Origin of the sequence: Moraxella cuniculi DSM 21768, from assembly GCF_900156515.1 — a bacterium.
In the GTDB taxonomy this organism is placed as follows: domain Bacteria; phylum Pseudomonadota; class Gammaproteobacteria; order Pseudomonadales; family Moraxellaceae; genus Moraxella; species Moraxella cuniculi.
Genome location: NZ_FTNU01000001.1, coordinates 218,112 through 231,772 on the forward strand (window position 1 = coordinate 218,112; position 13,661 = coordinate 231,772).

A 13,661-nucleotide genomic window follows, 5' to 3' on the forward strand; every position below is an offset into this window, starting at 1 on the left:
GGAGTGATTCATGTGGCAGCGGATTAAAACAGCAATTGTACTGATTGGGATTGTTGGTTTTGCATTATTTGCAAGCTCAATGCCGATTTTTGTTATACCATTATTGGCAATAGCGGTGCTAATCGCCGCCCATGAGTGGACGAAGCTGATGCCAAAGTGGAAACAGCCAGCACAGTTTATTGTCGTGGTGCTGTTTTTGACGCTTTCATCAATTCTTGTACCTGCCAGTTGGGTTTTTTGGTGGCTGGCTTCACTTGTGATTTGGGGCATGGCAGCTGCATGGGTCAGACAGTATCCGAATAAGGAACGCTGGTATGGCAAGCGGCTGGTGTATATGGGCATGGTGATTTTGACCGCTGCCATCACAGCAATGTATGGACTGTGGCACATTTCCCCTTGGTGGCTGATGTATGTGTTTTTGTTGGTGTGGTGTGCTGACAGTGGGGCGTATTTTGTTGGACGCAAATTTGGCAAACGCAAACTCGCTCCCAATGTTTCACCAAACAAAAGCGTCGAGGGTTTGATTGGCGGTATGTTGGTTGCAGGATTGGTTACAGGAATTGTTGGACAATGGCTGCAATTATCAGGGGCGGAATTGGTGCTATTTTTGTTGTTGTCATGCCTGACAGTCTTGGCAAGCGTGCTGGGTGATTTGTTTGAATCTATGCTAAAACGCCGTGCAGGCATCAAAGATTCTGGCAATATTTTGCCCGGTCATGGTGGTGTGCTTGACCGCATTGACTCGCTCTTGTCTGCCACCCCAGTATTTGCCTTTGGGTTTTGGGCATTGTCAAAATTAAACATATTTACCAAGCTGGGTGTGCAATTGCCCTTTTAAGCCACTTTTTACTATACCAATTATTTTTTCATGATGACAATAACAACGCCACAAAAACTCTCGGTACTGGGTGCAACAGGCTCGATCGGTGATAGCACACTGGCACTGGTGCGAGCTTATCCCAATCGCTATCAAATCTATGGCTTGTCAGGCTATGGGCAGGTGGATAAGTTATTTGCCTTGGTGAGAGAATTTTTGCCAAAAAAAGTCTGCACTTCGCCTGAAAATTATCGAATTTTGTGCGAAAAAATACAGCAAGCAGGGCTGGACACCGTGGTGCTGGCAGGCGATGAGGGCTTGATTGAGCTGGCTTGTGATGATGAAGTTGATACGGTGGTTGCTGCCATTGTTGGGGCGGCAGGATTGTCATCAACTTTGGCGGCGGTTTGTGCTTGTAAGCGAGTTTTGCTTGCCAACAAAGAATCATTGGTGATGGCAGGCGAGCTGGTGATGGATGCAGCACAGCAGCATGGTGCGACCATTTTGCCAATTGACTCAGAGCATAATGCCATTTATCAATGCTTGCCACAAGCGGTGCAGCATAATCGTGTGGCAATTCATGATGAGCAATATGGCATTAAAAGGCTGTGGCTAACCGCTTCAGGTGGCGGATTTTTGTACAAATCTATCGAACAAATGCAGCAGGCCACGATACGCGAGGCGGTCAATCACCCCAATTGGTCAATGGGTCAAAAAATCTCTATCGACTCGGCAACCATGATGAATAAAGGGCTGGAGCTGATTGAAGCGTGTCATTTGTTTAATTTGGACGAAAGTCAGATTTCGGTGGTGATTCACCCAAACAGCGTGGTGCATTCGCTGGTAGAATATACCGATGGTAGTTTTTTGGCACAACTGGGTAGCCCTGACATGAAAACGCCCATTGCTCATGCACTGGCCTATCCTGAACGCATTGATGCACAAGTGGTAGGGCTTGATTTGTACCAATTGGCTGAATTGAAGTTTTTGCCACCAGATTTACAAAAATTCCCTTGCTTGACTTTGGCACGCGAGGCGGCAAAACAAGGCACAAAGGCGTGCATCACCTTAAACGCTGCCAATGAAGTTGCTGTGGCGGCGTTTTTGGCAGGGCAAATTCGCCTGACTGATATTGCACGCGTTGTTGAGCTGTGCTTGGCTGATGATGGCGGTACTTTAAATTATCAAAAAAATTCTACCGATGTCAAAGCAGCACTGTCGCAGATTTTGGCACTGGATGAGCAAGTGCGTGCCATCGCCAAAGATAAAATTGCCATGATACAAAAAGGTGTGCGATGAATGCTTTATACATGATACTGGCAGCGATTTGTGTGCTTGGCCCACTGGTGGCGTTGCATGAATTTGGTCATTATATTGTCGCTCGCTGGTGCGGTGTGCAGGTGCAGGTTTATTCGATTGGTTTTGGGCCTCGTTTGTTCTCTTGGCAGAGTCGCCGTTCGGGCATTCGTTATCAAATCGCCGCCATTCCACTGGGTGGTTATGTCAAAATGCTCGATGAACGCAACGAAAAAGTTGCAGAACAAAGCAGGCATAAAGCGTTTAATAATCAGCATCCGCTTAAAAAAATCGCCATCGTTGCAGCAGGTCCTGTGATGAATTTGTTGATTGCAGTGGCGTTGTTTTGGTTGGTGTTTTTGTTCCCAAGTGAGGAGTTAAATACTCGCATTGGTAAAATTTTACCCAACTCACCTGCTGCCAGCAGTGCATTGATGGTTGATGATCAGATTATCAGCATTAATAACAAGCCTACACAAACTTGGCAGCAAGCAGCCTATGCACTGGCTGATGTGATGGGTGAGACAACCAAAGTCGCCGTTGAGATTCGCCGTGATAATGCTACCACCATGCAGGTGGCAGTGCCAGTGGTTGATTTTATGCAGGGCAACTCGGAGACTAAGCAGCCCAAAGATCCTTTAAGTGGTTTTGGCGTGCTGCCTTATCAAGTAAAAATTGAGCCAGTCATTGATGAGGTGCTGCCAGACGGTGCAGGGGCAATGATGGGCTTGCAGGCAGGCGATCGCTTTGTGAGTATTGATGGTGTTATGGTTGATGATTGGCTTGCTGCTGCTCAAATTATCCAAGACAGCCCCGGTAAGATGCTCAATGTTGTTATCATGCGACAAGGCAAGGAGCAAGTGCTAAAGCTAATGCCACGCACAGTAAAAACCAAGCACGGCAAAGTAGGGCAGCTGGGCATCAAGCCTAAGATTGGTGATGAGTTAATACCCCAAAAGTATCGCATTACCATTGAGAATACACCAAGCCAAGCATTCGATCAGGCGATTAAACGCACTTATGATTTGTCCAAAATGACACTGTCAGCGATTGCCAAAATGATCACAGGGCTAATTGGTATCGAGAATCTTTCTGGGCCGATTAGCATTGCTGAAGTCTCAAAGACGAGTTTTGAGCTGGGACTAAAAGAGGTGCTATCTACTGCAGCAATTATCAGCCTTAGCCTTGCGGTGCTGAATTTGTTACCAATCCCTGTGCTTGATGGCGGTCATTTGTTGTTTTATACTTATGAATTGATCGTTGGCAAACCTGTGTCAGAGACGCTACAGGCGGTGGCATTTCGGTTGGGGGCGTTATTGCTTTTATGTTTCATGCTGCTTGCAATTAGTAACGATATCATGCGGTTATTTGGCTAAATGGTATCATATCGCCATAATTAACAAAAAAATTGCGGTTTTTGTGTAGAAACACTTGCCAAATTTGATTTTTTGGCTTACCTTTACACTTAATAAAACTTGGCTGGGGCTTTGCCCTTTGTTGTGGTTTGTAATATTTTTATAAATTTTAAAAATTAAGTTTGGATTAACTTATGCGTAACTCATCTATAAAAGGCTTTAAAATGAAAACAATCGCCGCTGTTGTCGGAATTTTGATGACAGCGACCGCTCAGGCTGCCGAGGTGGTGGCGAGTGATATTGCCATCACAGGTCTTCAGCGTGTTACTGCCGATAGCTTGCAGGCAGTGTTGCCATTTCGCTTAGGTCAGGTGGTCAATGACGAAGCACTGGCAAAAGGCGTGCAAGCCTTGTACGACACGGGCAATTTTTCTGATGTGCAAGTGTATCAACAAGATGGACGCATTGTTTATCAAGTCAAGGAACGCCCCATCATTGCCGAGATTAATTTTGAGGGCAATCGCCTGATTCCAAAAGAAGGCTTGGAGGCAGGTCTAAAAAGCACAGGTTTGGCAGTTGGACAACCGCTAAAGCAAGCCACAGTGCAGATGGTTGAGTCAGAGCTTGCCAATCAATATATGCTACAAGGCTACTACAATAGTGAAATCACCGTCAAGCAGACCGAGCTGGACGGCAACCGTGTTAAGTTGGATTTGACTTTTGCTGAGGGCAAGCCTGCTCGTGTGGTTGATATTAACATTATTGGCAATCGTTATTTTAATGATAAAGAGCTGATTGATGAACTTGCTATCAAAGATCGCACCCTAAATCCACTCTCAAAAGCCAATCGCTATACCCAAGAAAAACTGGCGGCAAGCCTTGAGAATTTGCGAGCCAAATATCTAAATGCAGGCTTTGTGCGTTTTGAGGTAAAAGATGCCAAATTAAATATTGATGAAGAGAAAAATAAAGTCTTTATTGAAATTGCCATCAATGAAGGCGAGCAATATCGTTTTGGACAAACGCAATTTTTGGGCGAAGTTACTTATCCTGTGGCAGAGCTAGAAAAGCTACAGATCTTTAAGGCGGGTGAGGGTTATTCGCAGGCCAAACTGGACGATACCGCCAGAGAAATCAGCAGTAAATTTGGCGATGATGGTTATTATTATGCTCAAATTCGCCCCGTAACACGCATCAATGACACAACAAGAGTGGTTGATGTTGATTATTATATTGACCCTGTGCGTCCTGTTTATGTTCGCCGCATTAATTTTAGTGGCAACTTTAAAACCAAAGATGAGGTGCTACGCCGTGAAATGCGTCAGCTAGAAGGGGCGTTGGCTTCTAATCAAAAAATCCAATTATCACGAGCTCGTTTGATGCGAACTGGATTTTTTAAGAATGTTACCGTTGATACTCGCCCTGTGCCAAACTCACCAGACCAGATTGATGTTAATTTTGTTGTTGAAGAACAGCCTTCTGGCTCATCAACCATCGCTGCAGGTTATTCGCAAAGTGGTGGGGTAACTTTCCAGTTTGATGTTTCACAAAATAACTTTATGGGTACAGGCAACCGCGTGAATGCTTCGTTTTCTCGTTCAGAGACTCGCGAGGTGTACAACCTTGGCATGACCAATCCATATTTCACCGTCAATGGTGTTTCACAGGGCATTAATGCCTACTACCGCAAAACCAAGTATGACGACAAAAATATCAGCAACTATGTCTTGGATTCTTATGGAGCATCTTTGACTTATGGTTATCCGATTGATGAAAACCAGCGAATCAGTGCTGGGCTAAATGTCGATAATACCACCGTTCGTGGCGGTCGTTATATGGGGATTAGCAATGTCAAGCAACTGCTTGATGATGGCGGCTCATTGTCTGTTGATAGCAATGGTATCCCTGAATTTAAACATGATTATACCACCTATAATGCAACTTTGGGCTGGAGTTACTCAAGCCTTGACAAGCCAGTATTCCCCACAAAAGGCATGAGCCATACGGTGGACTTGACTTTGGGTTTTGGTGATAAGACTTATCAAAAGGCGGTATATCAGGGCAATATTTATAAACCATTCATCAAAAATAGCGTATTGCGTGGCTATGCTCGTTTGGGCTATGGTAATAATTTGCCATTTTATGAGAACTTCTATGCAGGTGGCTATGGCTCGGTGCGTGGCTATGATCAATCAACGCTTGGGCCTCGTTCGCAGCCGTATATCGCCGCTCGTTCAGGTCAGGCCTATCAGCTTGGTGAAGTGGTGGGCGGTAATGCGTTGGCAACCTTTGGCGGTGAGCTGATTTTACCAATGCCGTTTAAGGGTGATTGGGTGGATCAGGTGCGTCCTGTGTTATTTATAGAAGGTGGTCAAGTATTTGACACCACAAACATGGATACACAAACCATTGATTTGACCCAATATAATGATCCAAATGCCACAGCAACCAATTATCCGCTATTAACACAGGACAAAGAATTCCGCTACAGTGCAGGCATTGGGGCGACTTGGTACACGCCAATTGGGCCGTTGTCAATCAGCTATTCTAAGCCCATCAATAGCAAGGCAGATGACAAGACTGATAAGATTCAATTCCAGATTGGTAGCGTATTCTGATGACGACGCTTGATTGTATTATCAACGCCATCGAAGCTCGTCAGGCGGTGGCAAATAAAACCAGTTTGCAAACAAACATCAAGATTGATGGCGTGGCAAGTTTGGTGGCAGCCCAGCCTAACCAGTTGGCTTTTTTGGCACAGGCAAAATACCTAGGCGAGCTTGAGCACACAAAAGCAGGCGTGGTGCTGGTATCTGACAAATTTGCCAATATGCTAAAGGCACCGACTGCCACCCAGATTGTCTTGGTAAAAGACGCTTATTTGGCGTATGCCTGTGTCAGTACACTATTTACCCCTGCTGTGTTGGCAACTGTGCATCCATCAGCTGTTATTGATTCATCGTCGACACTTGGACAGGCGGTCAGTGTGGGTGCGTATGCCGTTATCGGTGCAGGTGCAGTGATTGGCGATGGCGTGCATATCGGTGCAGGTGCAGTGATTGGCGATGGCGTGCATATCGGTGCTGGCAGTGATATTGCTGCTATGGTGCATATCGGTGCAGATTGCCATATTGGTGAACAGGTGCGTATCCACAGCCATGCCAGTATCGGCTCAGAGGGTTTTGGCTTTGCACCGTTTGCTGGTGATGGTGGTGTGCGTTGGCAACGCATTGCTCAGCTAGGACGCGTGGTGATTGGCAATCGGGTGCGTATCGGCAGCAATACTTGTATTGACAGAGGTGCGGTAGATGATACCATCATTGCTGACGATGTGATTATTGATAATTTGGTACAAATTGCTCACAATGTGCACATTGGCCAAGGTACAGCAATTGCTGCTAAGGTCGGCATTGCTGGCAGTACGAAGATTGGTAAGAACTGCATTATTGGTGGTGCAGTGGGTATCAATGGGCATCTAAGCATTGCTGATAATGTTACCTTAACAGGCATGAGCATGGTAATCAGCGACATTACCGAGTCTGGTACTTATTCATCGGGCACGGTGGCAATGCCACAAGCCAACTGGCGGCGAGCAGCGGTCAAATTCCGCAAACTTGGCGAAAAATAATTTACATAAGGAAAATTTATGTCAGTTTCACTGATTGATTATGAGCTGCTCAATGAAGCAGATATACAAGAATTGCATGAGCGTGGCGTTGTTTTACCACTTCGCTATGACCAAATTAAACACTACCTACCACATCGCTATCCATTTATGCTGATTGACCGTGTAACCGCTTGCCGTCCAAATGAATGGATCACAGGTTATAAGAATATCAGCATTAATGAAGAATTATTTAATGGTCATTTTCCAGACAATCCAATCATGCCGGGCGTGTTGATGGTGGAGGCGATGGCACAATTGTCGGGGATTTTGGGCTTTATCAGTGCCTCACAAACTTCTGATGATGGGTATTTGTACTTATTTGCTGGTGTTGATAAGGTGCGTTTTAAAAAACTGGTTATGCCGGGCGATCAATTGGTGATTCGCTCAAAAACACTGATGAATAAGCGAGATATTTATAAATTTGAATGCACTGCTCATGTTGATGGGCAATTGGCGTGTAGTGCAGAGATTATGATTGCTCGTCAAAAAGTTGGCAACAACTAAGTTTATTATAGCAAAAAGGACAATCATGACAATCCATCATACTGCCATCATCGATCCGACTGCTGTGATTGACGAAACAGCAACCATCGGGCCTTATTGCATTATTGGCAAAAACAGCACGATTGGTGCCCATACTGTATTACGCCGCCATGTTGTCGTTGGCGAAAATACCACCATTAGCAAGCATAATGATATTTATCAATTTGCCAGCATTGGCGAAAATCCCCAAGATTTAAAATACGCAGGCGAACAAACCTATCTTGAAATCGGTGATTATAACCGCATTCGTGAGGCTTGCACCATTCATCGTGGCACAGCTCAAGACAACAGCATGACCAAAATCGGCAGCCATAATCTTTTTATGGTCAATGTGCATATTGCCCATGATTGTGTGGTTGGGGATTATAATGTCTTGGCGAATAATGTCGGTGTGGCAGGCCATGCTTATATTGGCAATTATGTTATTGTTGGCGGTCAGTCAGGCGTGCATCAATTTTGTCGCATTGAGGATTATAGCATGATTGGCGGGGCAAGCCTGATTGTCAAAGATGTTGCGGCGTTTGTTACTGTTTCTGGCAATCCTGCCAAAGTGCATGGGCTTAATAAAGAGGGTATGCGTCGCAAGGGCTGGTCGGCGGACACCATTAAAGCAATCGATGAGGCGTATCGTGTGATTTTTCGTTCAGGGTTATTAAAACAAGAGGCTTTGGTGCAGTTACAAGCTCTGGCAGATGCTGAGCCAAAGGTTCAACTCTTGATTGACTCAATCAATAACAGCAAGCGAGGCTTGATTCGCTAAGCGTGTCATTTGCCAAATCCTGATACCTGCAATGATTTGTTGCAGGTTTTTTGCATTATAAATATTATTTGTTTGACATTTTTTACTCATTAATTCAAACTATAATAGTCCTTTTCTCACTGGATAATTTGTCTGACTGCTGGCAAGAAGTGCTAAATACCGCCAGCTGTCTGGCAAAACAGTGAAAAGCTAAGCAATAACTTTGGGCATTTTCATAAATAAACAAGAAAATCGCCAAATGTGCTTTGGGTGCGGTGTGTTGATTATTTAAATTTTATAAAAATAATTTATAAATAAATCAAATAATAACACGCCGTAGAAAATAATAACGCACCGAAGGATTTTCGGTAAAACTTGGAGAGCTTTTATGGCGACACAACGAGAGAGTTGGTCAGCACGCTCTGGCTTTATTTTGGCAGCGATTGGTTCGGCTGTGGGTTTGGGTAATATTTGGCGTTTTCCGTATGTATCCTATGAAAACGGTGGCGGTGCTTTCTTTTTGCCATATTTGATTGCACTGATTACCGCAGGATTTCCGCTGTTGTTTTTGGATTATGTGGTTGGTCAAAAGTACAAAGGTGCACCACCGACCGCTTATCGGCGTATGGTAAAATCAGCCGAAGGCATTGGCTGGTGGCAGGTGGCTGTTTGTACGGTGATTGGTATTTATTATGCTTCGGTGCTAAGCTGGGCGGGTAATTATACCTTGTTTGCTGTCAATCAGGCATGGGGTGAAGATCCGCAGACTTTCTTTTTTGAAGAGTATTTGCATAATGCCAGTGAATTAAGCCTGTCATTTGCACCGAATCTATTCATCTCACTGCTTGTTGTGTGGGTGGTGGTGTTGTTTATTATGTATGGCGGTATCCGTAAGGGTGTTGAGCTGTCAAACAAAATCTTTATTCCGCTGCTTGTGGTGCTGTTTGGTGTGATGGTTGCTAAGGCAATCACTTTGCCGGGGGCAAGCGTTGGCATGGAGACATTTTTTACTCCTAATTGGCAGGCGATGACAGATCCCAAAGTATGGCTTGCTGCTTATGGCCATGTCTTTTTCTCAATGTCTATTGGCTTTGGGATTATGGTAACTTATGCTTCATATCTGCAAAAAAATGCCAATTTGACTGGCTCTGGCTTGGTGGTTGGTTTTGCCAATTCATCATTTGAGCTGCTGGCAGGCATTGGTATTTTTTCGGTGCTGGGCTTTATGGCTCAAGCCTCAGGCGTACCTGTATCTGAAGTGGTCAAGGGTGGTATTGGTCTTGCTTTCATTGCTTTCCCAAAAATCATCTCAACCATGGGCGATGCTGGCACAATCATTGGCGTGTTGTTTTTTGCCTCGTTGTTTATCGCAGGTCTAACCTCGATGGCAAGTATCTTGCAAGTGCCAATTTCGGCATGCCAAGACAAATTTGGCTGGTCAAAAAACAAATCAGTAACCATCGTTGGTGGTGTCAGTGCCATCATTTCTATCGCAATGTTCTCATCGTATAACGCCATCACTTTTGTTGATGTTATCGATCATTTTGCCAATAATATTGGCGTGGTTGTTGGTGCGATTTTGTCAATCATCTGGGTAACTTGGTTGCATAGACAGTTGTTGCCAAAATTAATCAGCCATATCAATGGCATCTCAAGTTTTAAAGTTGGTGCGATCTGGAGTGTGATGCTGACCATCATTACGCCGATTTCATTAATTATTGCCTTGGTGCTTTCGCTAAAAGACCTATTGAGCAAAAACTATGGCGATTATAGCAGCATGACTTTGTTGATTTTTGGCTGGGGCGTGGTTGCTATTTTTGCATTGACCGCCTTGATTTTGCCACGAATCAAAAGCCACCCAAGCCACACTGACTCAACTCAAGGAGAGCATGAATGAACACAACTGCATTGATTGTGATGATTATTGCAATGACGCTAATCTGGGGCGGGTTGATTGCCTCGGTGGTGCATTTGATAAAAAATCCTGACATTGAAATGGACAAAGTGCCGAATAATTAATCAGTTAAAAACACGCCAAATGCTGGCGTGTTTTTTTTTGAGCCCAAGGCAGCGACTGCTACATTTGCCAAATATTGATTGGCTTGGCAAATTGTCTATGGCTTTTATAAAAGTTGTTCGTTATAATAATGCTTTGTCTATCTGACAACGCAAGGACTGGGTTGCTACTTGTGTATCTGATGACAAGTTATTGTCTTGGAGAGAATGACTTGGTCTCATAAAGGATTTGGTATGATTACCGAATATCTGGTCGATGTATCACGGCTGCAATTTGCCGCTACCGCACTGTTTCACTTTTTGTTTGTTCCTTTGACGCTTGGCATGACTTGGCTATTGGTCATCATGGAGGCGGTTTATCTGACGACAGGCAAAGAAATCTGGAAGGACATGACCCGCTTTTGGGGTAAGTTGTTCGGCATTAACTTTGTGCTGGGCGTTACCACAGGCATCACCATGGAGTTTCAGTTTGGGACGAACTGGTCGTATTATTCGCAATATGTTGGTGATGTTTTTGGTGCACCGCTCGCCATTGAGGGTCTGATGGCGTTTTTCTTAGAATCAACCATGGTGGGCTTGTTTTTCTTTGGTTGGGATAGAATGTCGCGGTTGCAGCATTTTGCTACCACACTGCTTATGGCACTGGGTACAAGTTTGTCAGCGTTGTGGATTTTGGTGGCAAATGGCTGGATGCAAAATCCTGTCGGTGCGGAGTTTAATTATGACACCATGCGTATGGAGATGGTGAGCTTTGCCCAGATTTTCTTAAATCCTGATGCACAAAATAAATTTGTCCATACCGTCTCGGCAGGCTATGTAACAGGTGCTTCTTTTGTTTTGGGGGTGTCGGCATGGTATTTGCTAAAAGGTCGTGATATTGCTTTTGCCAAACGGAGTTTTCATGTGGCGGCAGCTTTTGGTTTTGCGGCGATTTGTAGTGCTATTGTGCTTGGTGATGAATCAGGGTATTCAATAGGGCAGGCTCAACAAACCAAGCTGGCAACCATGGAGGCAATGTGGGAGACAGAGCCTGCACCTGCTGGTTTTAATATCATTGCCAGTATTAATGAAGCTGAGCAAAAAAACAACTGGGCGGTACAAGTGCCTTATATGATGGGGTTGATCGGTACTCGCTCGGTGGATAAGCAGATTTTGGGCATTCATGATATCAAAAAACTCAATGCCAAACGCATAATCAATGGTGTAACAGCAGTCAGTGCGTTGGATTTGATGCGTGAAAATAAAGCTCGTGGCGTGGAGAATCCACAGGCATTGATTGATGTTTTTGAGAAGCACAAGCAAGACTTAGGCTTTGGTTTATTGCTCAAAAAATATACAGATGACATGAGCAAAATCACTCCAGAAATGCTCTCAAAAGCGGTTGATGACAGTGTGCCTCGTGTAACGCCGATGTTTTGGTCGTTCCGTATGATGGTCGGCATGGGTGTGCTGATGCTGATTTTGTACACTTTGTGCTTATTTTTCACCTTAAAGGGCAATTTTATGCAGAAAAAATGGCTCTTAAGATTTGCCCTGTTCATGATACCTGCACCATGGATCGCCATCGAGGCTGGCTGGTTTGTGGCTGAATATGGTCGCCAGCCATGGACGGTGTATGGTGTTTTGCCAACCTATCTATCCGTTTCTAATATTGATGTCAAAAATGTCTTGTGGTCTTTGGCTGGGTTTGTGATTTTTTATGTCATCTTGGCGATTGTCGAAATGTATCTGATGGTCAAGTATGTGCGTATCGGCCCTGCAAGTCTCGGCACGGGCAAGTATTTTGGCGAAAAAACCTCGCCGCATTTGATTAACCCAGCAAACAAAACAGAGGTATAGCCATGTTATTTGATTATGAAACACTTAAGCTGATTTGGTGGCTGTTGGTCGGTGTGTTGTTGATAGGCTTTGCCATCATGGACGGTCATGATATCGGCGTGTGTACACTGTTGCCCTTTGTTGGTCAGGACGATACCGAGCGGCGTGTGATTGTCAATACCATAGGCCCGCACTGGGAAGGTAATCAGGTGTGGTTTATTACCGCAGGTGGGGCGATTTTTGCGGCACTGCCTTTGGTGTATGCGACAGCGTTTAGCGGTTTTTATTGGGCGTTGATTGCAGCGTTATGGGCGTTATTTTTCCGCCCAGTTGGCTTTAAGTATCGCAGCATGATAAAAAATAAGGCATGGCGTCAGACTTGGGATTGGTTATTGTTGGCAGGGTCGGCAGTGCCAGCGGTGATTTTTGGTGTGGCGTTTGGCAATTTATTGCTTGGCGTGCCGTTTGCTTTTGATACGCATCTGGTTTCTACTTATACAGGCTCATTTTTTGAGTTATTGTCGCCATTTGCCTTGTTGTGTGGTTTGGTGAGTTTGAGTATGCTTATTATGCATGGCGGTGTGTATTTGGTACATCGTACGGTTGATGGCATTCATCAGCGTGCCAAGCGACTGGCTACATGGGCGGCAGTTTTGACCGTCGCATTATTCGTCTTGGCGGGATTTTGGGTGCAGGGCTTGGACGGCTATGTCATTGTTGGCAATGTTGATACCAATGCTGTGATTGACCCATTGGCAAAGCAGGTGCGTGTGCAAAAAGGTGCATGGCTGAATAATTATTACAATTATCCTGCACTATGGCTATTGCCTGCACTGGGTGTGTTTATGCCATTGTTTACGATGATGTGCTTAAAACTTAAGCGTAGTTTATTGGCATTTGTCAGCTCGGCTGTGGCATTGCTTGGTATTATTGCGACAGCAGGTGTGGCATTGTTCCCATTTTATATGCCATCATCATCAGACCCAAAATCTAGCCTGACGGTGTGGGACGCAACCTCAAGCCAGCTTACCTTGACCATCATGCTGTTTGTGGTGATTTTTTTGTTGCCAATCGTTGTGGCATATACCAGCTGGGGCTATGCCATCATGCGTGGCAAAGTTACCAAAGCCTATATCAAACAAAACGAAAAAACTCTGTACTAATGAACAACTGGAGGGGATTATGTGGTATTTTGCGTGGATTTTGGGGTTGGGCTTTGCAGTATTGCTTGCGATTTTGAGTGCGGTTTGGGTGGAGTTTGAGGACAGTCGTAATGATGCCTTTGCCAAAAAATCCACACAAGACGAGCCTTAAACACCAGCCATCTTGCATTTGTAAGGTGGCTTTGTTGTGCTTTGATTGTTAGCATAAACACAGCACCCAAGGCAAGTTTGCCAATCTTTGCGTGCA

At 44.7% G+C, this 13,661-nt stretch carries 12 protein-coding genes; all 12 read left to right on the forward strand.

Annotated elements, in window-relative coordinates; genetic code table 11:
* Nucleotides 1-10: 10 nt before the first annotated feature.
* Entirely contained in the window at nucleotides 11-838 is an 828-nt protein-coding gene (locus BW928_RS01040) for a phosphatidate cytidylyltransferase (protein WP_076554382.1), read from the forward strand.
* 30 nt (nucleotides 839-868) lie between these two features.
* Nucleotides 869-2,116 (forward strand): 1-deoxy-D-xylulose-5-phosphate reductoisomerase, encoded by a 1,248-nt coding sequence (dxr, locus tag BW928_RS01045; RefSeq protein WP_227516521.1) that lies wholly within the window; start codon nucleotides 869-871, stop codon nucleotides 2,114-2,116.
* Complete coding sequence (gene rseP / locus BW928_RS01050; RefSeq protein WP_076554383.1) at nucleotides 2,113-3,489, forward strand: RIP metalloprotease RseP; 1,377 nt, start codon at nucleotides 2,113-2,115, stop codon at nucleotides 3,487-3,489. The genes dxr and rseP overlap by 4 nt, the downstream gene beginning before the upstream one ends.
* Nucleotides 3,490-3,662: 173 nt before the next feature.
* Complete coding sequence (gene bamA / locus BW928_RS01055; RefSeq protein ID WP_076554384.1) at nucleotides 3,663-6,086, forward strand: outer membrane protein assembly factor BamA; 2,424 nt, start codon at nucleotides 3,663-3,665, stop codon at nucleotides 6,084-6,086.
* Nucleotides 6,086-7,096, forward strand: a complete 1,011-nt coding sequence (lpxD, locus tag BW928_RS01060; protein WP_076554385.1) for a UDP-3-O-(3-hydroxymyristoyl)glucosamine N-acyltransferase — start codon at nucleotides 6,086-6,088, stop codon at nucleotides 7,094-7,096. Before bamA ends, lpxD begins: the two co-directional genes overlap by 1 nt.
* A gap of 18 nt (nucleotides 7,097-7,114) precedes the next feature.
* Complete coding sequence (gene fabZ, locus BW928_RS01065) at nucleotides 7,115-7,639, forward strand: 3-hydroxyacyl-ACP dehydratase FabZ (RefSeq protein WP_076554386.1); 525 nt, start codon at nucleotides 7,115-7,117, stop codon at nucleotides 7,637-7,639.
* 25 nt (nucleotides 7,640-7,664) lie between these two features.
* Nucleotides 7,665-8,438 carry an acyl-ACP--UDP-N-acetylglucosamine O-acyltransferase gene (gene lpxA, locus BW928_RS01070; RefSeq protein ID WP_076554387.1) on the forward strand — a complete coding sequence of 258 codons (774 nt, stop codon included), beginning with the start codon at nucleotides 7,665-7,667 and terminating at the stop codon, nucleotides 8,436-8,438.
* Between the two features lie 367 nt (nucleotides 8,439-8,805).
* On the forward strand, nucleotides 8,806-10,314 hold the full coding sequence (locus BW928_RS01075) for a sodium-dependent transporter (protein WP_076554388.1): 1,509 nt from the start codon (nucleotides 8,806-8,808) through the stop codon (nucleotides 10,312-10,314).
* Nucleotides 10,311-10,436, forward strand: a complete 126-nt coding sequence (locus BW928_RS01080; RefSeq protein ID WP_076554389.1) for a methionine/alanine import family NSS transporter small subunit — start codon at nucleotides 10,311-10,313, stop codon at nucleotides 10,434-10,436. Before BW928_RS01075 ends, BW928_RS01080 begins: the two co-directional genes overlap by 4 nt.
* A gap of 231 nt (nucleotides 10,437-10,667) precedes the next feature.
* Nucleotides 10,668-12,272, forward strand: a complete 1,605-nt coding sequence (locus BW928_RS01085; protein WP_076554390.1) for a cytochrome ubiquinol oxidase subunit I — start codon at nucleotides 10,668-10,670, stop codon at nucleotides 12,270-12,272.
* Between the two features lie 2 nt (nucleotides 12,273-12,274).
* Nucleotides 12,275-13,414, forward strand: coding sequence for a cytochrome d ubiquinol oxidase subunit II (gene cydB, locus BW928_RS01090; protein ID WP_076554391.1), 1,140 nt, complete (start codon nucleotides 12,275-12,277; stop codon nucleotides 13,412-13,414).
* 19 nt (nucleotides 13,415-13,433) lie between these two features.
* Nucleotides 13,434-13,565, forward strand: a complete 132-nt coding sequence (cydX, locus tag BW928_RS01095; RefSeq protein WP_076554392.1) for a cytochrome bd-I oxidase subunit CydX — start codon at nucleotides 13,434-13,436, stop codon at nucleotides 13,563-13,565.
* Nucleotides 13,566-13,661 lie beyond the last annotated feature (96 nt).

What these genes read in the sequence shown, in the direction of transcription:
- BW928_RS01040 (WP_076554382.1), top strand. Translation starts at nt 11, where the DNA reads ATGTGGCAGCGGATTAAAACAGCAATTGTACTGATTGGGATTGTTGGT.
- dxr (WP_227516521.1), top strand. Translation starts at nt 869, where the DNA reads ATGATGACAATAACAACGCCACAAAAACTCTCGGTACTGGGTGCAACA.
- rseP (WP_076554383.1), top strand. Translation starts at nt 2,113, where the DNA reads ATGAATGCTTTATACATGATACTGGCAGCGATTTGTGTGCTTGGCCCA.
- bamA (WP_076554384.1), top strand. Translation starts at nt 3,663, where the DNA reads ATGCGTAACTCATCTATAAAAGGCTTTAAAATGAAAACAATCGCCGCT.
- lpxD (WP_076554385.1), top strand. Translation starts at nt 6,086, where the DNA reads ATGACGACGCTTGATTGTATTATCAACGCCATCGAAGCTCGTCAGGCG.
- fabZ (WP_076554386.1), top strand. Translation starts at nt 7,115, where the DNA reads ATGTCAGTTTCACTGATTGATTATGAGCTGCTCAATGAAGCAGATATA.
- lpxA (WP_076554387.1), top strand. Translation starts at nt 7,665, where the DNA reads ATGACAATCCATCATACTGCCATCATCGATCCGACTGCTGTGATTGAC.
- BW928_RS01075 (WP_076554388.1), top strand. Translation starts at nt 8,806, where the DNA reads ATGGCGACACAACGAGAGAGTTGGTCAGCACGCTCTGGCTTTATTTTG.
- BW928_RS01080 (WP_076554389.1), top strand. Translation starts at nt 10,311, where the DNA reads ATGAACACAACTGCATTGATTGTGATGATTATTGCAATGACGCTAATC.
- BW928_RS01085 (WP_076554390.1), top strand. Translation starts at nt 10,668, where the DNA reads ATGATTACCGAATATCTGGTCGATGTATCACGGCTGCAATTTGCCGCT.
- cydB (WP_076554391.1), top strand. Translation starts at nt 12,275, where the DNA reads ATGTTATTTGATTATGAAACACTTAAGCTGATTTGGTGGCTGTTGGTC.
- cydX (WP_076554392.1), top strand. Translation starts at nt 13,434, where the DNA reads ATGTGGTATTTTGCGTGGATTTTGGGGTTGGGCTTTGCAGTATTGCTT.